The following is a 21524-nucleotide window of genomic DNA, read 5'->3' as shown; positions in this document are numbered from 1 at the left end:
CCAGCGCCCGGCGCTGCCTCGAGGTCCGATGACGGTCCGGGGACTCATCCTCTCGGCGATCCGCTCCGGCGAGGGCAAGACGATCGTGACCGCTGCACTGATCGCAGCGCTCCGGCGACGCGGCCTCATAGTTGCCGGTGCCAAGAACGGTCCCGACTATATCGACCCGAGCTTTCACGCCGTGGCCAGCGGGCGAGCGAGCTTCAATCTCGATAGCTGGGCCATGCCGCCGGCGCTTCTCGACGGGCTGGCGGCGCGGGCCGGCGATGGTGCCGACCTCCTGATGATCGAGGGCGCGCTCGGCCTTTTCGACGGCGTCGGCGGGCCGGCGGGCGCGCGCGGCGCAACTGCTGACCTCGCCGCGCGCTTTCGCCTGCCGGTGGTGATCATTCTCGACGTTTCGGGCCAGTCGCAGACCGTGGCCGCGATCTTGCGCGGGCTGATGCTGCATGATGCTGACGTCCGGGTCGCCGGGGTGATCCTCAATCGCGTCGGCAGTGAACGCCATCGCGCCCTCATCGCCGAGGCCGTCGCGCCGCTCGGCCTGCCGATCCTCGGCAGCCTGCCCCGCGACGCTGCATTTGCCTTGCCGGAACGGCATCTCGGCCTCGTTCAAGCCGGCGAGCAGGGCGACCTCGCGAGGCGGATCGGAGCCGCCGCCGATTGCCTCGCCCGCCATGTCGATCTCGACGCACTCGTTGCGCTCGCGCGGCCCCCACAGATTGCGGCTCTTCACTCAGCGATGCCCGCACTGCCGCCGCCCGGCATGCGGATCGCGCTTGCCAGCGACGACGCGTTTTCCTTCATCTATCCGCATGTTCTGGAGGGCTGGCGGCGGCAGGGCGCAACCATCGTTCCCTTCTCGCCGCTGGCCGATGAAGCCCCCGAGCCGGCATGCGACGCCTGCTGGCTGCCGGGCGGCTATCCCGAACTCCATGCCGGGCGGCTCGCGGGCGCGACGAGTTTCCTCGCTGGCCTCCGCCACTTCGGGGCAACACGGCGGGTGCATGGCGAATGCGGCGGCCACATGGTGCTCGGGCGCGCGCTGATCGACGCGAGCGGAACCCGTCACGAAATGGCGGGACTGCTCGATCATGTGACGAGCTTTGCGACGCGGCGGCTGCATCTTGGCTACCGGACGGCGACGCTGTCGGCCGACTGCGCCCTCGGTGCCGCCGGCGCGCAGATCGCGGGGCACGAGTTCCATTATTCGACGATCGTCGAGGCTGGGCAGGACGCGCCCTTTGCGACGATCGAGGACGCGCGGGGCGTCGCGCTCGGCGCAGCCGGCGGGCAGCGCGGTTCGGTTTCGGGGAGCTGGTTCCACGCGATTGCGCCGCTCTGACGCGGTGCGTGGCGCGGCTCTTTTAACGGCGACCGCCGATCCCATATAGGCCGTATCACCCCCCTGTCAGGCCGTTTCGGCAAGGCAGCGCCGGATCGTCAAACTAACGATTGCGCTGCAGCGAGATTCTCGGCAGGATTCCCTTCATACGACGCGCGATCGGTTTCAGATGAGCAAGGATAATCGTCGACCCGAGGATGGCGATCCGTCCATCGGTATCGCCACCAAGACACGGCCGAAAACCAAACGGCCGAGCCTTTATCGCGTGCTGCTGCTCAACGACGACTACACGCCGATGGAATTCGTCGTGCATGTACTCGAGCGGTTCTTCAACAAGACCAGGGAAGAAGCGACGCAGATCATGCTGCACGTTCATCAGCATGGCATGGGGGAGTGTGGGGTCTTCACCTATGAAGTGGCCGAGACCAAGGTCACCCAGGTGATGGATTTCGCGCGCAAACACCAGCATCCGCTGCAATGCGTGATGGAAAGGAAGTGAGGTCCTAACGTGCCGTCATTCTCCCGCAGCCTCGAAAAGGCACTTCATCAGGCTCTCGCTTTCGCAAACGAGCGCCATCAGGAATATGCAACGCTTGAACATCTGCTGCTGGCGCTGATCGAGGATCAGGACGCGGCCGCCGTCATGCGCGCCTGCAATGTCGATCTCGACATGCTGAAGCGCAGCCTCGTCGATTACATCGACACCGAGCTTGCCAATCTCGCGCATGGGCCGGAAGAGGATTCCAAGCCCACCGCCGGCTTCCAGCGCGTGATCCAGCGCGCCGTCATCCATGTCCAGTCATCCGGTCGCGAAGAAGTGACCGGCGCCAACGTGCTCGTCGCGATCTTCGCCGAGCGCGAGAGCCATGCCGCCTATTTCCTGCAGGAGCAGGACATGACGCGGTATGACGCGGTCAACTACATCTCGCATGGCATCGCCAAGCGAGCCGGCATGAGCGAGAGCCGTCCGGTGCGCGGCGTCGACGACGATGCGGCGACGGTCGAAAGCCGCGACGAAAACTCCAAGAAGAAGGCCGACGCGCTTGACGCCTATTGCGTCAACCTCAACGAGAAGGCCAAGAAGGGCAAGATCGACCCGCTGATCGGCCGCGACAGCGAGATTGCGCGCACGATCCAGATCCTCTGCCGCCGGCAGAAGAACAATCCGCTCTTCGTCGGCGACCCCGGCGTGGGCAAGACGGCGATCGCCGAAGGTCTCGCCAAGCGGATCGTCGAAGGCGACGTGCCGGACGTTTTGGCGGGCTCCACCATCTTCTCGCTCGACATGGGCACGCTGCTCGCCGGAACTCGCTATCGCGGCGATTTCGAGGAGCGGCTGAAGCAGGTCGTCAAGGAGATCGAGGAGTATCCGGGCTCGATCCTGTTCATCGACGAGATCCATACGGTGATCGGCGCCGGTGCCACCTCCGGCGGCGCCATGGACGCATCCAACTTGCTGAAGCCGGCGCTGGCCGGCGGCTCGATCCGCTGCATCGGCTCGACCACCTATAAGGAATACCGGCAGTTCTTCGAGAAGGACCGGGCGCTCGTCCGCCGCTTCCAGAAGATCGACGTCAACGAGCCGACGGTTCCGGACGCGATCGAGATCTTGAAGGGCCTCAAGCCCTATTTCGAGGATTTCCACCGCGTGCGCTTCACGAACGACGCCATCAAGGCGGCGGTCGAGCTTTCGGCGCGCTATATCCATGACCGCAAGCTGCCGGACAAGGCGATCGACGTGATCGACGAGACCGGCGCATCGCAGATGCTGGTCATCGAGGGCAAGCGGAAGAAGACGATCGGCGTCAAGGAGATCGAGGACACGATCGCCACGATGGCGCGTATCCCCTCGAAGACGATCTCCAAGAACGACTCCGAGGTGTTGAAGTCGCTTGAGACGACTTTGAAGCGCGTCGTCTACGGCCAGGACCGCGCGATCGAGCAGGTCACGTCGGCGATCAAGCTGGCGCGCGCCGGTCTCCGCGAGCCGGAGAAGCCGATCGGCTCCTATCTGTTCGCGGGCCCGACCGGCGTCGGCAAGACCGAAGTTGCGAAGCAACTCGCTGCCAGCCTCGGCGTCGAGCTGATCCGCTTCGACATGTCGGAATATATGGAGCGTCACACGGTCTCACGGCTGATCGGCGCCCCGCCCGGCTATGTCGGCTTCGACCAGGGCGGCCTCCTGACCGATGGCGTCGACCAGCATCCGCATTGCGTGCTGCTGCTCGACGAGATCGAGAAGGCGCATCCGGACCTGTTCAACATCCTGTTGCAGGTGATGGATCACGGCAAGCTGACCGACCACAACGGCAAGCAGGTCGACTTCCGCAATGTCGTCCTCATCATGACGACCAATGCGGGCGCGGCCGATCTCGCCAAGCCGGCGATCGGCTTCAAGAACTCGCAGCGCGACAGCGACGACCAGGAGGCGATCAACCGCCTGTTCGCCCCGGAATTCCGCAACCGTCTCGATGCGATCGTCCAGTTCGGCAATCTGCCAATCGAGGTTGTCCGCAACGTCGTGCAGAAGTTCGTCATGCAGCTGGAGGCTCAGCTCGCCGATCGCGGCGTCACCTTCGATCTCTCCTCGGAGGCGATCGATTGGCTGGCCGAGAAGGGCTACGACCGCCAGATGGGCGCACGGCCGCTTGGCCGCGTGATCCAGCAGAACATCAAGCAGCCGCTGGCTGACGAGGTTCTGTTCGGCCGACTGCGCAAGGGCGGCACGGTCAAGGTCACGGTCGAGACGAAGGAAAACGGCGAGACCGGGCTAAAGCTCGAGCCGCTTGAGGATGCCCCGGTGACGCCGAAGCCCGAGCCTGAAGAGGCCAAGGCCAAGACCGCGCGTCCGAAGCGCAAGCCTGCCGCAGCCAAGAAGCCAGCGGCGGAAAAGACCCCGCCGAAGCGCGGCGGCCTGGTGCCGAAGGTTCCGCTCAAGGCGGACTGAGACCGATCAAACTGACTAGAGAAAGGGCGCCGCACATGCGGCGCCTTTTTTTTGTTGTGGGATACCATCGGCGCGATCGCGCGAGCCGGCCTATATGGCTCCGGCGTTCTTCAGTTCCTGCTTGGCGAAGGCATAGAACACCGGCCCGGCGATGAGCCCTGCCACGCCGAACGCCGCCTCCATCACGATCATGGCGATCAGCAACTCCCAGGCCCGCGCATTGATGCGCGACCCGATGATCGCGGCGTTCAGGAAATATTCGAGCTTGTGAATGCCGATCAGGAACGCTAGTGCACCGACCGCCGCATAGGGAGATACGCTGAGCGCGACGAGTGCGATCGCCGTATTGGAGATGAGGTTGCCGATGACCGGCAGCAGTCCGACGACGAAGGTCACCACGATCAGCGTCTTGGCGAGCGGAAGCGGCACACCGAAGAGCGGCATCACCACCACCAGGAAGATGCCGGTCAAGACCGTGTTCACGGCCGAGATTCGTACCTGCGAAAAGACGACCTGCCGAAAGGCCGTGGCGAGGTTGCGGCAGCGGCGCCTTCCGGCATCGGCGAGCGGCGCCCGACGGCCGCCGGTGCCACCAAGCACCTGCTCGCCCATCTCATGCGAGAAGGCGACCAGCGCGCCGATCGCGATGCCGACGATGATGTGAACCGTCAGCCGGCCGACATCCTGGCCGATGGACGCAACCTGACGGCCATTCCCGCGCAGCCATTCGACACCGAGCGCTTTCAGCGCATTGATATCGGCCGGCAGGAAGTCGGCGACGCCCTGCGGCAGGCTCGGCCGGATATGCTCCAGCGCGATGGCCATCTGCGACATCAGTTCCTGGATCGGCTGGCCTCCGGCCGCGATGAAGGATCCGATCCAGAGCGAGAGCACGAGCAGCGCCCCGGCGACCGCCGAGGTCATGACGGCGATCGAGATCGTCTTGGCCACGGCGGTGTTGACGCCGAGGCGGCGGAAGGATGGCACGGTCAGGTCGACGAGTTCGTAGACGAGCAATCCGGACAACAGCACCGAGAGAATGTGCAGATCGAGCACGAGCCAGAGGGCGAGACCGGCCAGAACCAGCGATGCAATTTCCCAGCGATCATATTTCGGCGAATCCACTTCGAGCCCCGTTCGTCATTCCAACGGCCGAGCGTGGCATGTCTTCCGGTGCCATGTCGCGGGATTTCGCGCGGCCGGACCCAGAGGGCCGCTCATGACGATCCGCTGGCGGGCAAGCTGGCGAGACCGGCGAGCCCGGACAGCTTGTCGGGGTTGCGGATGATGAAGATCGCGACGATCTGCCCCGCCTCCACGGCAAAGCTCGTCGTCTGCAGGATGCCAGCCGCGTCGATCGACACATAACCCGGCAATCCGGAGATGAGCAGCGGGCCGGACCAGGCTTGCGGTAAGCCTGCCGGCTTGGCGGTCACACCGCGAAAGAAGCGGAAGATCCGGTCACCACCGTTGATGGGATTGAGAACCGCCGTGACCTTGCCGCCTCCGTCTGCCTGGAGCACAGCGGACGCGGCAAGCAGATCGCGCAGCGGCTCGACCCTCCCCGTGCGGATCGCCTCGAAGAAGGCCGCGGCGACGCGAGCCCCCTCCTCCCGGCCGATGGGAAAGCGCGCCTTCGCCTCGCCGACATGGCCGCGGGCGCGCGCCAGCAACTGCCGACAGGCGGTGGGACTTCTCTGCAGCGCGGCCGCCAGTTCGGCCATATCGATGTCGAGGAGATCGTGGAGCACGAAAGCCGCGCGCTCCAGCGGCGACAGACGCTCCAGCGCCAGCATCAGCGCCACCGGCGCGTCGATGCGGTTGTCGGGTGGATCCGGCTCGACGCCGAGGCGCTCGATCAGCGGCTCCGGCAGCCAAGGGCCGACATAGGTTTCGCGGCGATGTCGGGCCGAACGCAGGCGGTCGAGGCAGAGATGCGTCACCACCGTCGCCAGAAAAGCGCGCGGGCTGTCGATGTTGACGTTCGCGCGTTCATGCCAGCGCAGGAAGGCGTCCTGCACGATGTCCTGCGCGTCGGCGAGCGAGCCGAGCATGCGATAGGCCAGCCCCGTCAGGAACGGGCGCTGCTGCTCGAACTCACGCGCCGACGTGTCGATCATTCCTGCCTCATGCGGCCGCTTTCGCGGCGGCGCGCCGATCATTGGGGTGCACGGTGCGGAAGCCGACGGCGAGCCGGTTCCAGCTGTTGATCACATTGATGATCAGGGTCAAGTCCACCTGTTCCTTCGGCGAGAAATGGGCCGCCAGCGCGGCATAGTCCTCGTCGGGAGCGTTGGTCTCCGAAAGCTTCGTCAGCGCCTCCGTCCAGGCGAGCGCCGCCCGCTCGCGCGGCGTGTAGAGCAGCGATTCGCGCCAGGCGGTAAGGAGATAGATGCGCGCCTCGCTCTCGCCGGCCTTTCGCGCGTCCGCCGTGTGCATGTGCAGGCAGTTGGCGCAGCCATTGATCTGCGAGGCGCGGATCTTCACCAGCTCGGCCAGGCTGCGCTCGATGCCGCAATCGGCGACATAGGCACTCAGCGCGAGCATCGCCTTGACCGCCTCGGGCGAGGCCGTGTGGAAGCTCAGTCGTTCAGACATGGACGTCTCCTTGGGGTTGATCACTGAAAGACGAGACGGAGGCGCCCCGCGTGACATCGCCCGGCGAACTATTTCGCGACCCGCGCCCGGATGGAGCCGACAGAGGTCACGATCCATTCAATCGGTTCAATCCGGATAGCCCAGCCCGCTTTGACGTTGTAAGGTCCGCCTCCGGATTTCCGAACCACAGCCTCAGGGTGGATAGTGTGACTGAACTGGCTGATATTGGCGTGCTCGGGCTCGCCGTGATGGGTGCGAATCTCGCCCGTAACGCGGCGCGCAAGGGCTTCGGCGTTGCGGTCTTCAACCGGCATGGCGAGCGGACCGACGAGCTGATCGCCGAGCATGGCAGCGAGGGCCGCTTCTCCCCTGCCAAGACGATCCCCGATTTCGTCGCCTCGATCGCGCGGCCCCGCCCGATCATCATCATGGTCAAGGCCGGCAAGCCGGTCGACCAGGTGATCGAGGAACTGATCCCGCATCTCGACGAGGGCGACATCATCATCGATGGCGGCAATTCGCTGTTCACCGACACCAATCGCCGCTTCCATTACCTGACCGAAAAGAAGTTGCGCTTCATCGGCATGGGTGTTTCGGGCGGCGAGGAAGGGGCGCTCGAAGGCCCCAGCATGATGCCGGGCGGCACGCGCGAGGCCTATGCCCGCATCGAGCCGATCGTCACCAAGATGGCGGCACAGGTCGATGGCGAGCCATGCTGCACCTATATCGGCACCGAGGGCTCCGGCCACTTCGTCAAGATGGTGCATAACGGCATCGAATATGCCGACATGCAGCTGATCACCGAGGCCTATGACCTGTTCAAGACGGTCTACGGCCTTGAATCTCCCGCCATCGCCGACATCTTTGCGGACTGGAACGAGGGCGAGCTGAACTCGTATCTCATCGAGATCACCGCGGCCGTGCTGCGCAAGGTCGACGACACCGGCAAGCCGCTGGTCGATTCGATCGTCGACGAGGCCGAGCAGAAGGGCACCGGACGCTGGACGGCGCAGTCGGCGCTTGATCTCGGCATTCCGCTCACCTCGATCACCGAGGCTGTGTTTGCCCGCGCCCTCTCCGCCCGCCGCGCCGAGCGCGCTGCCGTTGAAGCTCGCTACCCGCATAGCGCGGTTGCCAAGCGGACGCCGTCCAAAGCCGAAATCGACGCGATCAAGGACGCGCTCTATGCCTCCAAGATCGTCGCCTATGCGCAGGGCTTCGAGCAGCTTCAGGTCGCCGCCGAGCAATATGGCTGGGAACTGAAGCTCGGCGAGATCTCGACGATCTGGCGCGGCGGCTGCATCATCCGTGCCCGCTTCTTGAACCGCATCCGCGAGGCCTATGCGGCCGGCACGGGCGGCGGCAACCTGCTGCTGCAGGATTATTTCGCCGATGCAGTCATCAAGGCCGAGGCAAGCTGGCGCAAGGTTGTCGGCCTCGCGGTCGCCGAGGGCATTCCGGTTCCGGCCTTCGCCTCGTCGCTCGCTTATTATGACGGCCTGCGCCGCGCGCGCGGCCCCGCCAATCTTCTGCAGGGCCTGCGCGATTATTTCGGCGCGCACACCTATGGCCGCCTCGACAAGCCCGGCAAGTTCCACACGCGGTGGAGCCAAGACGGCAGCGAAGTGAAGACGTCGGACTGACCGCCGGTCCACATTATCGCATCGCCGCGGCAACCCCGCGGCGATGCAGCTTAGTCGGTCGTGCTGCCTTCCCAGCTCGCATGGCGCACGGCCGGCAACAGCGACAGGCCCCGCGTCACGGCATCGAGTTCCTTCTTTTCGACCGACGTGCTGACAAGCGTCGCGACAAGTTCGACGACATCATTGTCACGGTCGACGACATCGACATCGCCGACGGGATATTTGGCCGCCTCCAGCCGCTCGACGAGACGGTCGCGGAGATCCGCCATGGCGCCGGCCTCGACGAGAAGGCGCACCTCATAGGTCGCCTCGGCGACGCTGTCGGCGAGCGGCGCGCGGTTGATCAGCGCCGCGACTGGGTGCAGCAGCGTGTTGCCGGCGAGGACGAACACGGTCAGCAGCGCCGCTTCGGCCAGCATGTCCGTCCCGGTGCAAGCGCCGACGGCAGCCGAGCACCACAGCGTCGCCGCCGTGTTGAGCCCGCGGACATTCATGCCCTCCTTCATGATCACGCCGGCACCGAGAAAGCCGATGCCTGAGACCACATAGGAGATCACGCGGACCGCCTCGGCCGTCCCGGCGATGCGCTGCGCGAGATCGACGAAGGCGGCGGCGCCGACCGCAACCAGAACATTGGTCCGGAGCCCCGCTGTGCGTTGCCTGTATTGACGCTCGGCACCGATCAGAGCGCCGAGAACGAAGGCAGCTGTGAAGCTGACAAGCGTGTCGAGAAACTGCAGAAAATCAAACGTCTCGATGAATTTCACGACGAGCCCGCTTCCATTGTCCGCCGACGATCAGCCTGGCATGACAGGCTGATCGTGTGAACGGCGCATGACGATGCCGGGCGTCGATGCAGCGATCGCCGTTTCAGGCGGCGTTCTTCATCAAGGCCACGAAATCGGCCTCGAAGCGCGGCCGGTCGATTGCCATGCAGACATTGGCGTTGTGAAGGTCATTGGCCGTGCGGCGGCGGTCGGCGACTGTCTGGCCGCGTGTCAGTTCGCCATGCAGCTCGATGTCGACATACATCCGCTCCATGGTCGCGAGGCTCGGATCCTCGGCGATCGCGACAGCGAGCGGATCGTGCAGCCCGCAGCCTTTGATACCCGGATACATCGTCTTGTAGGAGTTCACATAGAACTCGGTGATCTTCATCAGGGTCTGCGAGGCCGGATCACCCGCCGCCACGATGTCGGCCATCATGTCGGTCGAGAGCAGCGTCGTCATGGTGACGTCCATGCCGACCAGCGTCACATTGGCGCCGGCCTGCAGCACGATATGCGCCGCCTCGGGATCATTGGCGAAGTTGGCGTCGACCATCGGCGCGATTGGGCCATGAATGCCCGGATGGAAGATCGTCGAGCCCATGATGACGATGCCCTTGGCGAGCTTCGCGATCTCGGGAGCTTTGGTAAGCGCGAGCGCCACATTGGTGATCGGGCCGACCGGCACCAGCGTGATTTCGCCGGGGTTCTCCTTGACGAGACGGATCATCAGGTCGATCGCGTGCTCGTCGACAGCCTTGATCGTCGGCGCGGGCAGGTCGACATCGCCGAGACCGTTGGAGCCGTGGACGTGATCGGCCATACGCTTGTAGGGGCGGATCAGCGAACGGCCGACGCCGGGCGCAACCGGAATCTCCGGGCGGCCGAGCAGTTCGAGGATCTTCAGCGTATTCTCGGTCGCGATCGACGTGTCGGTATTGCCGAAGGTCGTGGTCAGCGCTTCAAGCTTAATGCCGGGGCGGCGGAGGGCATAGAAGATCGCCATGGCGTCGTCGATGCCAGTGTCGACGTCGAGGATGATGCGGCAGGGTTCGGTCATGGCTGTCTTTCTCAAGGCGAAGCGGTGATGGTCGGGTCCTGGCGGCGGCGCCGCTTGGTATGCGTCAACACCAGCGCCACCAGTGTCACCACATAAGGCACGACGTCGGTGACCTGGTTGGGCAGGCCCTGGCCCTGCAGGCGAACCGAAAAGGCGTCCGCAAAACCGAAGAGCACGCAGGCGAGCGCCGCCCAGAGCGGATGATTGCGGCCGAGCATCACGGCGACGACGGCGATCCAGCCGCGGCCGGCGCTCATATCCTCGGAGAAGATGCTGACCGTTCCGAGCGAGAGCTGCGCGCCGGCAAGGCCGACGATGGCGCCGGCGACCAGCACGGTGATGATGCGGTAGCGCGTGACGTCGACGCCCATGGTTTCAGCCGCCTCGGGGTCTTCGCCGACCCCGCGCAAGCGCAGGCCAAGCGGCGTGCGGAACATCACCACCGTGACGACCGCGACCAGAATCCAAGCGACCCATGTCAGCGCCGTCTGGCGCGAGAAGATCCAGCCGATAACCGGCCAGCCATTGATGGCGGCGATGCGGATCTTTTCCAGCCCGACGATTGCGGGATCGCTGAATGTGCCGCTGACGCCGAACATCTGCCGCAGCAGATAGGCGGTGAGGCCCGAGGCGAGCAGGTTCATGCCGACACAGATAACCACCGCGTCACCGCGGAAGACCGTGACGCCATAGGCCAGGATCAGCGAGAAGGCGACGGTCGCCAGCATGGCCGCGGCGATGCCGCCGAGCGCGCTGCCGGTTGCATAGGAGCCAACCACTGCAGCGAAGGCGCCGACCAGCATCTGGCCTTCGAGCGCCATGTTGAAGACGCCGACCCGCCCGCAAAGCGTGCCGGCGAGCGCCGCCAGCAGCAATGGCGTGATCGCCTGCACCGCCGAATTGACGAGGAAAGGCGTGATGAAATCCAGCATCAGCGCGTCTCCCGCCGCCGCCCGACACCATGGCGAATGGCGAGGAAGAGGATGATGATCGACTGCAGCACCATGGTCAGCACGCGCGGGATCGACGTTTCGCGCTGCATGGCGAAGCCGCCGGTTTGAAGGGCTGCGAAGAAGGCACCCGCGAGAATGGCGCCAAGCGGCTCGCCGCCGGCAAGGAGCGCCGCCATCAGGCCCGACCAGGTGTAGCCCGGCGAGAGCAGCGCGCCATCCTGGAAGCGGAACTGCGAGCCGAGCACGATCAGCGCACCGACGAGCCCGGCAATAGCGCCGCTCGCAAACATGACGCCGGTCATCTGCCTCGCCAGCGGCACCCCACCATAGCCTGCGAAGCGCGCATTGAGCCCGCGCATGCGCAACTCATAGCCGCCAACGGTGAAGCGGTCATAGAGGACGACCAGAATGGCAACGACCGCCATGATCAGGAGGCCGGCATTGAGCGGGCCCGAAAGCACGGGCAGCCGCACGGCCTCTGGGACCATCGCGGTCTGCGCGAGGCCCGTCGTCGTGTCGCGCAGCGGGAAACCCACAATATAGGAGCAGATGCCGATCGCCGGATAGGAAAGCAGAAGGCTCGAAATTAGCATCGGAATGCCGTGCCGGGTCTCACCCCAGGCCGCGATGGTCGCATAGAGGCCGCTCGCCAGCATGGCCGCGAGGATGGCGACGACGATCAGCAGCGGACCCGGCCCCGGAATGTAAAGCGGCACCAATGCTGCGACGAGCCCGCCGATGACCATCTGGCCGTCGCCGCCGAGATTGATCATGCCGCCGCGCAGCGGGATCGCCGCGACCAGCGTCATGCCAACCAGCGGCACCGCCCAGTTGAGCGTGTCCGGGAGATTGTCCCACGCGAGCGCGCCGGTGACGATCGCCGTGTAGGCCTCGACGGGATTGCCACCCGAGACGAGCACCAGCAGACCGCCAAGGACGACGCCGACGAGAATCGCCAGCGGCACGGGCGGAATGCGCGGCAGGCGCCGGGCCGAGCGGGCAATATCGCTCATGCGCTTGCCCCGGTCATGCCGCCTCCTGGACACGGCCGGCCATCAGGAGGCCCAGCCCTTCCTCGGTTGCGGTCGCGGCATCTACTTCGGCCAGAATGCGGCCCTCATACATCACGAGGATCCGGTCAGCGAGCGCGAGGATCTCTGAAAGCTCTGCCGAAACAAGCAGCACCGCGGCGCCGCGGTCACGCTCGGCGACGAGTTCGGAATGGATGAACTCGATCGCGCCGACATCGACGCCGCGTGTCGGCTGCTCGGCGATCAGGAGCGGAGCGCGATGCGTCAATTCGCGGGCGACGACGACCTTCTGCAAATTGCCGCCGGACAAGGTTCCAACGGCGAGCTTCTCGGAGCCGATCTTGATGCCGAAGCGCGCGATCATCGCCTTGGCGCCAGCCGTCAGCGCCCGCCCGTCCAGCAGTCCGTGTCGCGCCAGCGGCGGATGACGATGGAAACCCATGGCGAGATTGTCGGCGGCGCTCGCGGCGCGCGCCGTCCCCGTCACGGCGCGATCCTCCGGGATATAGGCAAGGCCGGCCACACGATGCGCATCGACACCGGCGGCGGTCACGTCCTGCCCGGCGATGGAAACGCGGCCGCGGAACGGCGGCCTGAGGCCCGCCAGCGCCTCGATCAATTCGGTCTGCCCATTGCCCGCGACCCCGGCGATCCCCACGATCTCGCCGCCGCGAATGGACAGCGAGGCGCGGTCGACCAACGGCCGACCATCGTCGGAGAGCACTGTCAGGTCCTCGGCGACAAGCACAGGAGCCCCCGGCTTCGCGATTGACTTCTCGACTTTGAGGTTGACGGCACGGCCGGTCATCGCGCGGATGATCTCGCGCGGCGAGGTGTCGGCCGTCGCCATGCGCTCGACAACGCGCCCGTCGCGCAGCACCGTGACCCGGCCAGTGATGGTCATGACTTCGTGCAGCTTGTGCGTGACGAAGAGAATGGTTCGCCCATCGGCTGCGAGATGGCGAATGACGTCGAAAAGACCGTCGCGCTCCTGCGGCGTCAGCACGGCCGTCGGCTCGTCGAGAATGAGGATCCGCGCGTCGCGATAGAGCGCCTTCAGGATCTCGACGCGCTGGCGGACGCCCACCGAGAGCGTGCCGACCACAGCCGTCGGGTCGACGGCGAGGCGATAGCGGGCGGCGATTTCGCCGACACGAGCAATCGCCATCCGCCGGTCGATAAAGCCCGACCGGCTTGGCTCCATGCCGTAGACGACATTTTCCCAGACCGTCAGCGAATTGAAGAGTTTGAACGCCTGATGGACCATGCCCATGCCCTCGGCGATCGCGTCGAGGGCGGAGCGGTATTCGACCTTGCGGCCGCGCAAAAAGATCTCGCCGGCGTCCGGCTGCTGCAATCCGTAGAGAATCGACATCAACGTCGACTTGCCGGCGCCGTTCTCGCCCATCACGGCATGGACCTCGCCGCGCGCGACGACGAGATCGATCCGGTCATTGGCGAGAAGCGGACCGTAGCGCTTGACGATGCCGCGCGCCTCAAGCTCAACCTCGGGCGAAACGCCCGCCGGCCCGGCCATCATCGCGGCACCGCCTGCATGATGCGCCCTTACTTGGCGAGCTGCATCGGGTCGGCAACCTTCAGCGTGCCGGCGACGATCTCGTCACGCAGCGCCTTCACCTTGGCGATCGCATCCGGATAGTCGGCGATCAGGCAGCCGGACTCCGCGACGCCATCTTCGAGACCCGTCAGCGTCATGCCGCCTTCGGCGAGACCGAGCGCCGCCACCTGCGGCTGGTCGCCCTTGGCGATGCCGGCGACGCCCTTCTCGATGACGACGTCGGTCCGCTTCTCGACATTGTCCATGACGGCGCCGGGCGCCTGCTTGCACTGGTTGACGTCGACGCCAAAGGCAGCCGCGCCATCGAGATCGCCGAGGCCCTTGAAGATGCCGCCATTGGAACCGGCGCCAGCCGCCATCACGCGGTCGACATCGTCGGAGACCAGCACGGCGGCGCGCTGCTGGCCGCGCGCCGGATCGGAGAACGGATTGTTGCCGCCGATCCAGAGCGTTTCAGCCGTCTGCACGTCCGGCTTGACGTGCTTGGCGCCGGCGAGGAACGGGTCGGTGTAGCGATGCAGGAAGGGGATATCGAGCGCACCGATAGCGCCGACCTTGCCGGTCTTCGTGGTGAGGCCAGCTTCGGCGCCGGCGAGGAACGTCGCCTCATATTCGCGGAACACCGAACAGAAGATGTTGGGCGCGAGCGTCTGCGGGCAACTGTCGACGAGCAGGAACTTCGTATCCGGATGAGCCTTCGCCACTTCCGGCAGCACATCATTGAACTCGAAGCCGACCGCAACGACGACGCCTGCCTCCTTGGCGGCAGCTTCGAGATTCTGGCGGATGGTGGTCGGATCGGTGCTCTCATAAGCCTTGGCCGTGCCGCCGAGGGCCGCAGCCGCCTTCTCGGTGCCCGCCTTGGCGAGCTTCAGGAAGTCGTTGACGCCGATCGGATTGGGCGAGACGAAGACGACGAGCTTCGGATCGGCCGCAGCAGCCGGCTGCGTCATCAGCGCCGAGACGGCCAGGACCATCGCCGCACCGCTCATCACCAGGCCTTGAACCTTCATCTCGCGCTCCTCATGCCAATCGATGGTTGGGAACTTAGCCAGTCGTGGCCGGGTGGACAACTCCGATTGACCGCCGCGGCGCCATGCCTATCCTCCGGGCAACAGCTGTCCCCAGATGGATTCCCGATGTCCAAATACATGACCACCAACCCGAGCGCGCCGCTCCCGGTCCGCACGCCCCGCATCCTGCCTGTCCATGAGGGCAAGGGCTTCATCGTGACCGGCGGCTCTGGCGGTATCGGCAAGGCGATCGCCGGCCTCCTGCTGGCGCAGGGCGCGCGCGTCGTGGTCGCCGATCTCAAACCCGCGAGTGTGGAGGCCACGGCCGAGGAACTCGGCGGCGCAGGCAAGGGTTGCTTCGGTGTCGCGATGGATGTCGGCTCGCAAGCCTCGGTGACGGCCGGGATCGACGCGGCGGCGAAAGCGCTCGGCACGATCGACGGCCTCGTCAATTGCGCAGCGATCGTGCTGCATTCAGATCCGCTCGAGGTGAGCTGGGACGACTGGCGCCGGCAATTCGAGATCAATCTCTTCGGCGCCTACGAGGCCTCGCGGCTGGTCGCCAAGCGCATGATCAATGAGGGCACGCGCGGCGCGATCGTCTCGATCGCTTCGGAAGCGGGCAAGAAAGGCCACAAGGAATCGCTGGCCTATAGCGCCTCGAAGGCGGCGCTCATCTCGATGACGCGCATGTTGTCGGAAACGTTGGCCCCGCACGACATCAATGTGAACTGCGTCTGCCCCGGCGGCGTCGCAACGCCAATGCTGCGCGAAGTCTCCGAGGCCTATTCGGGCTTCACGGGCGAAGGCGCGCCGGCCATTTTCGACAAGATGCTGAGCCAGCAGCTCATCCGCCATCTGCAGCCGATCGAGGTCGCGCGGGTTACCTCGTTCCTCTTGACCGATGATGCCATGCTGATCCGCGGCCAGGCCGTCAATGCCGACGCCGGCGAGACGCCCTACTGACCGTCGCGCGCCGCCTCGGGCGGCTGCTTGAGCAGGGAGCTGATGGCGTGCATCAGGTCCTCCACCTCGAAGGGCTTGCCGATCGCCCTCATCGTGGCGGCGTCGAAGCCAGGCCATAGCCTGATTCCGGCAACGTCGCCGGTCGAAAACAGGATGCCGAGCCCGGGTCGCATGGCCCGCGCCTGATCGGCAAGCGCACGACCATCCATGCCGGGCAGATCGACATCGGTGATCATCAGAGCGATGGGCAGATCCCCGCCCAGCACGGGCAGCGCCGCCCGGGCATCTTCCGCCTCGATTGTCGCGTAGCCGAGATCGCCGAGGTGATCGCTCATGACCATGCGCAGGATCGGCTCATCCTCGACCACGAGGATGGTTCCGGTGCTGCCGTCGATCATCGCTATGCTCCTTTCCGCCAGTCCGCGCATTTGGACAAGGCAACGGGAAAACGTCCGGAATGGTTCCGCTGACGCTTGATACGGTGCGACCACGTAGCTGGTTGCAGAGGCACTGACGCCAATCGATCTAAAGGAGGTTAACAAGCGCGAGGGCTGCAAGCATGGCAACGATCACGGGCGAGATTCTGGTCGGCGGCGAGGCGGCTTCAGGCGGTCTCCCCGGCATCCGCGCGACCAATCCGAAGACCGGAGCGCCCCTGGAGCCGGCGTTCAGCTTTGCCGACGAGGCCGATGTCGATCGGGCCGCACGGCTCGCCTGGAGCGCGTTCGACGCATTTCGGGAGAGCGACCTCGAAACCAGAGCCCATTTCCTCGAAGGCGTTGCCGCGGCGATCGACGATCTCGGCGATGCGCTAATCGAACGGGCCGAGGCGGAGACCGGTCTCTCGCGCCGGCGCCTCGGGATCGAGCGAGACCGCACGACCAACCAGCTGCGCCTGTTCGCCAAAGTGGTCAGGGCTGGGGAATGGCTTGACCTCCGGATCGACCCGCCGCTGCCGGACCGCACGCCCTTCCCGCGCCCGGACATCCGCCTGCGCCAGATCGGCGTCGGTCCTGTCGCGGTGTTCGGCGCCAGCAACTTTCCGCTGGCCTTTTCGGTCGCCGGCGGCGACACGGCGGCGGCCTTCGCGGCCGGTTGTCCAGTTATCGTCAAGGGTCATCCGGCCCATCCGGGCACCGGCGAACTGGTCGGGCGCGCCATTCAGCGAGCGGTGGCGGATGCCGGCCTTCCCGCCGGCATCTTCGCGCTTTTGAACGGGGCCGTCGAAACCGGAACCGCTTTGGTGCGGCACCCGATGATCAAGTCGGTTGGATTCACCGGCTCGCGCGGCGCCGGCCTTGCGCTGATGTCGGTCGCAGCGGCACGGCCCGAGCCGATCCCCGTTCACGCCGAGATGAGCAGCATCAATCCCGTCTTCATCCTGCCGGCGGCGCTTGCCGAGCGCACCGAGGCGATCGCACGCAGCTTCGTCGATTCGCTCGCGCTCGACAGCGGCCAGTACTGCACCAATCCCGGCCTCGTCTATGCCGTCGAGGGCCCGGAGCTCGAGGCCTTTCTCAGCCATGTCGAGGCCGCGCTGGCGCTGAAACACGCCGAGGCGATGCTGACACCCGGCATCCATGCCGCCTTCGACAAGGGCGTCGATGCGCTCGCCTCCCATCCCGATGTCCAGGTTCTCGCGCGCGGCCGCGACGGCACGGACGCCAATGCCACGGCGCCGGCCGTGTTCCTCACCGATGCCACGCGATTCGAGGCCGACGAGGCGCTCGGCCACGAAGTGTTCGGCGCTTCGTCGATGATCGTCCGCTGCGAGACGATCGAAGCGATGCTTGAGGCGGCTGAGCGCATGGAAGGCCAGCTGACGGCGACGCTGCAACTCGACGCCGATGATATCGACGCGGCCCGGCGCCTGCTGCCGATCCTCGAACGGCGGGTCGGCCGCATCCTCGCCAATGGTTGGCCAACCGGTGTCGAGGTCAGCCACGCCATGGTACATGGCGGCCCCTATCCCGCCACCGCCGACAGCCGCTTCACCTCGGTCGGCACGCTGTCGATCCGCCGCTTCCTGCGGCCGATCTCCTACCAGAACCTGCCAGCCGAACTGCTGCCGGCCCCCCTCAGGGACGAGACCTTGCCGGCTCTGATCGACGGCGTGCGCCGCGGCTGACGCCCCGCTCTTCTCTCAGCTGGCCTACGCCTCTCGTGGGCAGCTTTCCGACTTTCTTAAGCGCCCGTGCCCTCCCCGGCGCGGGCAGAGCCTTGCGCTGTCGGGCTGCCGCCGGCCTGCGCGCCATGCCCCATCCGGCATCCACAGCCCTGTACCAGGCGCTCGATTCCACGTTGCTCAAATGAAAGCAAAGTGATTTACTCCCCTTCAAGCGCCGCAAACAGGCGTGTCGGGCCGGCCAAGGCTGCCCCGGGTGGAAACAGCTTCTTGAGGAGTTCGAGACATGAGAAGACAGTTCCGCGTCGCCCTTCTGGCGACGGTGGCGACGCTCGTCGCCGGCGCCGCCTCGGCCCAGGACCTGATCACCAAGGATCGCGTCGGGCCGGCCGATGCGCCGAAAACGCTCTCCTTCCGCCTGACCGGCGACGGCCCCGGCAATACGCTGCCGGACGTGGCCGAGGGCTACCAGAAGCTCTTCGTCGATTTCATCCAGAAGCATCCCGGCTGGCAGATCAAGCTGGAGCGCATGTCCGACAACATCGGGCAGGAGCAGGCGCGCATGCTGGAGCAGACGAAGTCGGGCACCGGCCCGGACTGCGCTGCCGTCGACAGCTTCGTGCTCGCGCTCTTCATGAATGCCGGCGTGCTGAAGCCGCTCAACGAGTATTTCACGCAGGCCGAAATCGACGACCTGTTCCCGTTCGTTCGTGAAGGCATCACCGGCAAGGACGGCAAGATCTACGCCTGGTGGTGGGATACCGACCTGCGTGTTCTCTACCGCAACAAGGACATCGTCGCCGACGCACCGCAGACCTGGGACGAGCTGAAGGCTGCCGCCATCGCCTCGAAGGACAAGGGGATGGAAGGTCTCCTCGTCAATGGCGGCCGCTGGGAGGGCACCACCTTCGACTGGCTGGCGAATTTCTGGGCGCAGGGCGGCAAGCTCGTCGACGACAGTGGCAAGCCGATCTTCGCCGACGGCGAGAACCGGGAGAAGTTCCTGAAGGCCGTCAACTACTTCAAGGACCTCGTCGATTCGGGCGCCGCGCCGAAGCGCATTGCCACGATCGTCAATTATGACGAGTTCAACGCGGCTGCTGCGGCAGGCTCGACGGCCCTCTTCATCGGCGGCAACTGGCAGCTCGCTCAGCTCAAGAGCACGCTGGAGCCGGAAGAATTCGCCAAGTGGACCTTCTCGCCGATCCCTGGCCCGACCAAGGACCAGCGTTCGACGGGCACCGGCGGCTGGACCATCGGCGCGTTCTCGTCCGATCCGGAGAAGGTCGCGATGTGCGCCGCCATCGCCAAGGAGGTCTACTCCGGCGCCGGCAACGCGCTGCAGCAGCAGCTGCCGACCTCGAAGGCGCAGTACGACAAGTTCGACGTCTTCAAGTCCGACGCCAACAAGGCCTTCGCAGCCGCGCTCGTCGACGGCCAGGCTCGGCCGGGCGTGCCGATCTATCCTGAGATCTCCAACCAGATCCAGGTCATGATGGGCGACGTGCTGACCGGCGCCAAGACGCCGGAAGCTGCTCTCGACGCCGCGAATGCGGCCGTCCAGGCTGCCTACGCACGGCTCTGAGGCCTGACGACACTCTGATGCGACGCGAAGTCCCGGCCGGCATGCCTGTCCGGGACTTCGTAACTGTAGCTTCGCGGGAGGAATGACCGTCATGACGATGACCGGAGCGGCCATGGCGGGCGGACGAGGCGACATCGCCCGGACGAGCCTCAGGAGGCGCATCGAGAACCATCCGTTCTCGTGGCTGCTGCCGGTGGCGATCCTCCTCGGCGTTTTCTACCTCTATCCGATCATCGACGTGTTCCGGCTCGCCTTCACCAATGCGAGCCTGCGCGGTGGCGAAGAGCACTACACCGCCGATTCGATCAGGGCACTGATCGTCAATCCCATCCTGCCGGACATTCTGTGGACGACCTTCGTGTTCACGGCCGGCAGCGTCATCGGCCAGCAGCTGTTCGGCCTCGGCATCGCCGTGCTGGTGATGCGCGGCGAGCGGCGCCGGCTCTATGGCATGACCGCGCTGCGCACGCTCGTGCTCGTCGCCTGGGTCATCCCCGGCATCGCCAACGGCCTGATCTGGCAGATGCTGTTCAGCGAAGCACCATTCGGCGCCATCAACAGCGTGCTGCGGATGATGCATGTGCAGCCGGTTGCCTGGCTGTCGGATCCGAACATCGCCATGCTCTCGTCGATCATCTCCAATGTCTGGCGCGGCACGGCCTTCTCGATGATCGTGTTCTATGCGGCATTGAAGGCGATCGACACGACGCTCTATGAGGCGGCGAGCGTCGACGGCGCCAATGGCTGGCAGCGCTTCCGCTTCATCACGCTGCCGCAGATGCGGCCGGCGATCCTGGTCAATTCGATCCTGATCACCATCGCGACACTCAACACCTTCGACGCCATCATCTCGCTCACCGGCGGCGGCCCCGGCCGCGCCACCGAGGTGCTGTCGCTCTATACTTTCAACACCGTGTTCCGGAATCTCGATCTTGCCGGCGGCAGCGTGCTCTCGGTGCTGATGCTGATCATCAGCCTGCTGCTCGCCGTCGGCTATGCCTCGATGATGCCGCGCAGGGAGCCCAACGAATGACGTCCGATGCGCGCGAACGGCTCTGGGACACCGCGACCTATCTGATCGCGATCGTCATCGCCGCCTTCTTCCTCGTGCCGCTGCTGTGGCTGCTGTCGCTGTCGCTCCGAACGCGGCAAGAGGTTTATCTCGGCGCTGCCCGCTTCATCCCTAAGCATCCCACGATCGCCAATTTCCAGCAGATCCTCTCCGATCCGGCCTTCATCACGTATCTCTGGAACGGGCTGAAGCTCTCGGCGCTCGGCGGCATCGGCTGCCTGCTGGTTGCGGCGCCGGCCGCCTATGCCTTCTCGCGCTTCCATTTCAGCAGCCGCTCCAGCCTGATGATGAGCATCCTGGCGTTCCAGATGGTGTCGCCGCTGGTCATCCTGGTGCCGCTCTATCGCTACATGTCGACTCTTGGCCTGCTCGACGGCCATTTCGGCGTCACCATGGTCTATATCGCCGTCAGTCTGCCGATGGCGGTCTGGCTGCTGAAGAGCTCCATCGACGGCATTCCGAAGTCGCTCGAGGAAGCGGCGGAGATCGACGGCTGCTCCCGCTTCGGCATTTTCTGGCGCATAACGCTGCCGCTGGTGGCGCCCGGCCTTGCCTCGGCCTTCATCCTGATCATGATCCTGAACTGGTCCCAGTTCCTGGTGCCGTTCCTGCTGCTTTCCACCGATTCGAAGCTGCCGATTTCCGTCGCGATCTTCACCTTCGCGGGAACATCGAACGCCTCGTCCACCCAGGTGCTCGCTGCGGCCTGTCTCGTCGCCGTCGTCCCTGCCATCGTCGCCTTCCTGCTGCTGCAGCGGATGATCGTCGGTGCGTTGACGGCCGGCGCGGTAAAGGGCTGAGCGCTCTCGAAATTCTTATGCCCCCTGAGGAGTAGTCTCT

19 protein-coding genes are annotated in these 21524 nt (G+C 65.5%); 9 read left to right on the top strand and 10 right to left on the bottom strand.

Annotated features, from left to right (window positions below; genetic code table 11):
• Positions 1–28 precede the first annotated feature (28 nt).
• The 3 genes from LB518_RS08165 (at position 29) to clpA (ending at position 4292) form a co-directional block, all read left to right on the top strand.
• Positions 29–1345, top strand: a complete 1317-nt coding sequence (locus tag LB518_RS08165) for a cobyrinic acid a,c-diamide synthase CobB (protein WP_224575507.1) — start codon at positions 29–31, stop codon at positions 1343–1345.
• Between the two features lie 169 nt (positions 1346–1514).
• Positions 1515–1844: an ATP-dependent Clp protease adapter ClpS gene (gene clpS, locus LB518_RS08160; protein WP_224575506.1), complete on the top strand. Its 330-nt coding sequence runs from the start codon at positions 1515–1517 to the stop codon at positions 1842–1844.
• Between the two features lie 9 nt (positions 1845–1853).
• Positions 1854–4292, top strand: a complete 2439-nt coding sequence (gene clpA / locus LB518_RS08155; RefSeq protein WP_224575504.1) for an ATP-dependent Clp protease ATP-binding subunit ClpA — start codon at positions 1854–1856, stop codon at positions 4290–4292.
• 90 nt (positions 4293–4382) lie between these two features.
• Here clpA and LB518_RS08150 read toward each other — a convergent pair whose 3' ends face one another.
• The 3 genes from LB518_RS08150 to LB518_RS08140 form a co-directional block, all read right to left on the bottom strand.
• Positions 4383–5417, bottom strand: coding sequence for an AI-2E family transporter (locus LB518_RS08150; RefSeq protein WP_224575502.1), 1035 nt, complete (start codon positions 5415–5417; stop codon positions 4383–4385).
• 92 nt (positions 5418–5509) lie between these two features.
• On the bottom strand, positions 5510–6412 hold the full coding sequence (locus LB518_RS08145; RefSeq protein ID WP_224575500.1) for a sigma-70 family RNA polymerase sigma factor: 903 nt from the start codon (positions 6410–6412) through the stop codon (positions 5510–5512).
• Between the two features lie 7 nt (positions 6413–6419).
• Entirely contained in the window at positions 6420–6890 is a 471-nt protein-coding gene (locus LB518_RS08140; RefSeq protein WP_224575498.1) for a carboxymuconolactone decarboxylase family protein, read from the bottom strand.
• 206 nt (positions 6891–7096) lie between these two features.
• Here LB518_RS08140 and gnd point away from each other — a divergent pair, with 206 nt between their 5' ends.
• Positions 7097–8533, top strand: coding sequence for an NADP-dependent phosphogluconate dehydrogenase (gene gnd / locus LB518_RS08135; protein ID WP_224575496.1), 1437 nt, complete (start codon positions 7097–7099; stop codon positions 8531–8533).
• 50 nt (positions 8534–8583) lie between these two features.
• On the opposite strand, the gene LB518_RS08130 is transcribed toward gnd, so the two are convergent.
• The 6 genes from LB518_RS08130 to LB518_RS08105 form a co-directional block, all read right to left on the bottom strand.
• Positions 8584–9300 (bottom strand): MgtC/SapB family protein, encoded by a 717-nt coding sequence (locus tag LB518_RS08130; RefSeq protein ID WP_224575494.1) that lies wholly within the window; start codon positions 9298–9300, stop codon positions 8584–8586.
• Between the two features lie 103 nt (positions 9301–9403).
• Positions 9404–10360, bottom strand: a complete 957-nt coding sequence (locus tag LB518_RS08125) for a nucleoside hydrolase (protein ID WP_224575492.1) — start codon at positions 10358–10360, stop codon at positions 9404–9406.
• Between the two features lie 11 nt (positions 10361–10371).
• Entirely contained in the window at positions 10372–11292 is a 921-nt protein-coding gene (locus LB518_RS08120; RefSeq protein WP_224575490.1) for an ABC transporter permease, read from the bottom strand.
• Complete coding sequence (locus LB518_RS08115) at positions 11292–12326, bottom strand: ABC transporter permease (protein WP_224575488.1); 1035 nt, start codon at positions 12324–12326, stop codon at positions 11292–11294. The genes LB518_RS08120 and LB518_RS08115 overlap by 1 nt, the downstream gene beginning before the upstream one ends.
• A gap of 13 nt (positions 12327–12339) precedes the next feature.
• Positions 12340–13884: an ABC transporter ATP-binding protein gene (locus LB518_RS08110; protein ID WP_224575486.1), complete on the bottom strand. Its 1545-nt coding sequence runs from the start codon at positions 13882–13884 to the stop codon at positions 12340–12342.
• Positions 13885–13910: 26 nt separating this feature from the next.
• Positions 13911–14936 carry a BMP family ABC transporter substrate-binding protein gene (locus tag LB518_RS08105; RefSeq protein ID WP_224575484.1) on the bottom strand — a complete coding sequence of 342 codons (1026 nt, stop codon included), beginning with the start codon at positions 14934–14936 and terminating at the stop codon, positions 13911–13913.
• A gap of 126 nt (positions 14937–15062) precedes the next feature.
• Between LB518_RS08105 and LB518_RS08100 the strand changes: the two genes are divergently transcribed.
• The gene (locus tag LB518_RS08100; protein WP_224575482.1) at positions 15063–15902 is read left to right on the top strand and encodes an SDR family NAD(P)-dependent oxidoreductase; all 840 of its coding nucleotides are present in this window, start codon (positions 15063–15065) and stop codon (positions 15900–15902) included.
• On the opposite strand, the gene LB518_RS08095 is transcribed toward LB518_RS08100, so the two are convergent.
• Positions 15896–16300, bottom strand: coding sequence for a response regulator (locus tag LB518_RS08095; protein ID WP_224575480.1), 405 nt, complete (start codon positions 16298–16300; stop codon positions 15896–15898). The two genes, LB518_RS08100 and LB518_RS08095, sit on opposite strands and share 7 nt — an antisense overlap.
• A gap of 161 nt (positions 16301–16461) precedes the next feature.
• On the opposite strand from LB518_RS08095, the gene LB518_RS08090 reads away from it, so the two are divergent.
• From LB518_RS08090 to LB518_RS08075, 4 genes are all read left to right on the top strand, one after another.
• A complete protein-coding gene (locus tag LB518_RS08090; protein ID WP_224575478.1) occupies positions 16462–18030 on the top strand; it encodes an aldehyde dehydrogenase (NADP(+)) in 1569 nt (522 codons plus the stop codon).
• Positions 18031–18313: 283 nt separating this feature from the next.
• Entirely contained in the window at positions 18314–19612 is a 1299-nt protein-coding gene (locus LB518_RS08085) for an extracellular solute-binding protein (protein WP_224575476.1), read from the top strand.
• A gap of 97 nt (positions 19613–19709) precedes the next feature.
• Positions 19710–20645, top strand: coding sequence for a carbohydrate ABC transporter permease (locus LB518_RS08080; RefSeq protein ID WP_502845807.1), 936 nt, complete (start codon positions 19710–19712; stop codon positions 20643–20645).
• The gene (locus tag LB518_RS08075; RefSeq protein WP_224575470.1) at positions 20642–21484 is read left to right on the top strand and encodes a carbohydrate ABC transporter permease; all 843 of its coding nucleotides are present in this window, start codon (positions 20642–20644) and stop codon (positions 21482–21484) included. The genes LB518_RS08080 and LB518_RS08075 overlap by 4 nt, the downstream gene beginning before the upstream one ends.
• Positions 21485–21524: the final 40 nt, after the last annotated feature.

The organism is Mesorhizobium sp. BR1-1-16 (assembly GCF_020165495.1).
Classification (GTDB): domain Bacteria; phylum Pseudomonadota; class Alphaproteobacteria; order Rhizobiales; family Kaistiaceae; genus Kaistia.
The sequence above is the reverse complement of the archived record's forward strand: the minus strand, read 5'-3'. Positions and strand labels throughout refer to the sequence as shown.

Coding starts and splice junctions, on each gene's coding strand:
- LB518_RS08105 (WP_224575484.1), bottom strand. CDS start 14,936: ATGAAGGTTCAAGGCCTGGTGATGAGCGGTGCGGCGATGGTCCTGGCC.
- LB518_RS08085 (WP_224575476.1), top strand. CDS start 18,314: ATGAGAAGACAGTTCCGCGTCGCCCTTCTGGCGACGGTGGCGACGCTC.
- LB518_RS08080 (WP_502845807.1), top strand. CDS start 19,710: ATGACCGGAGCGGCCATGGCGGGCGGACGAGGCGACATCGCCCGGACG.
- clpS (WP_224575506.1), top strand. CDS start 1,515: ATGAGCAAGGATAATCGTCGACCCGAGGATGGCGATCCGTCCATCGGT.
- LB518_RS08140 (WP_224575498.1), bottom strand. CDS start 6,890: ATGTCTGAACGACTGAGCTTCCACACGGCCTCGCCCGAGGCGGTCAAG.
- LB518_RS08095 (WP_224575480.1), bottom strand. CDS start 16,300: ATGATCGACGGCAGCACCGGAACCATCCTCGTGGTCGAGGATGAGCCG.
- LB518_RS08090 (WP_224575478.1), top strand. CDS start 16,462: ATGGCAACGATCACGGGCGAGATTCTGGTCGGCGGCGAGGCGGCTTCA.
- LB518_RS08165 (WP_224575507.1), top strand. CDS start 29: ATGACGGTCCGGGGACTCATCCTCTCGGCGATCCGCTCCGGCGAGGGC.
- LB518_RS08110 (WP_224575486.1), bottom strand. CDS start 13,884: ATGATGGCCGGGCCGGCGGGCGTTTCGCCCGAGGTTGAGCTTGAGGCG.
- LB518_RS08145 (WP_224575500.1), bottom strand. CDS start 6,412: ATGATCGACACGTCGGCGCGTGAGTTCGAGCAGCAGCGCCCGTTCCTG.
- LB518_RS08125 (WP_224575492.1), bottom strand. CDS start 10,360: ATGACCGAACCCTGCCGCATCATCCTCGACGTCGACACTGGCATCGAC.
- LB518_RS08120 (WP_224575490.1), bottom strand. CDS start 11,292: ATGCTGGATTTCATCACGCCTTTCCTCGTCAATTCGGCGGTGCAGGCG.
- LB518_RS08115 (WP_224575488.1), bottom strand. CDS start 12,326: ATGAGCGATATTGCCCGCTCGGCCCGGCGCCTGCCGCGCATTCCGCCC.
- LB518_RS08100 (WP_224575482.1), top strand. CDS start 15,063: ATGTCCAAATACATGACCACCAACCCGAGCGCGCCGCTCCCGGTCCGC.
- LB518_RS08075 (WP_224575470.1), top strand. CDS start 20,642: ATGACGTCCGATGCGCGCGAACGGCTCTGGGACACCGCGACCTATCTG.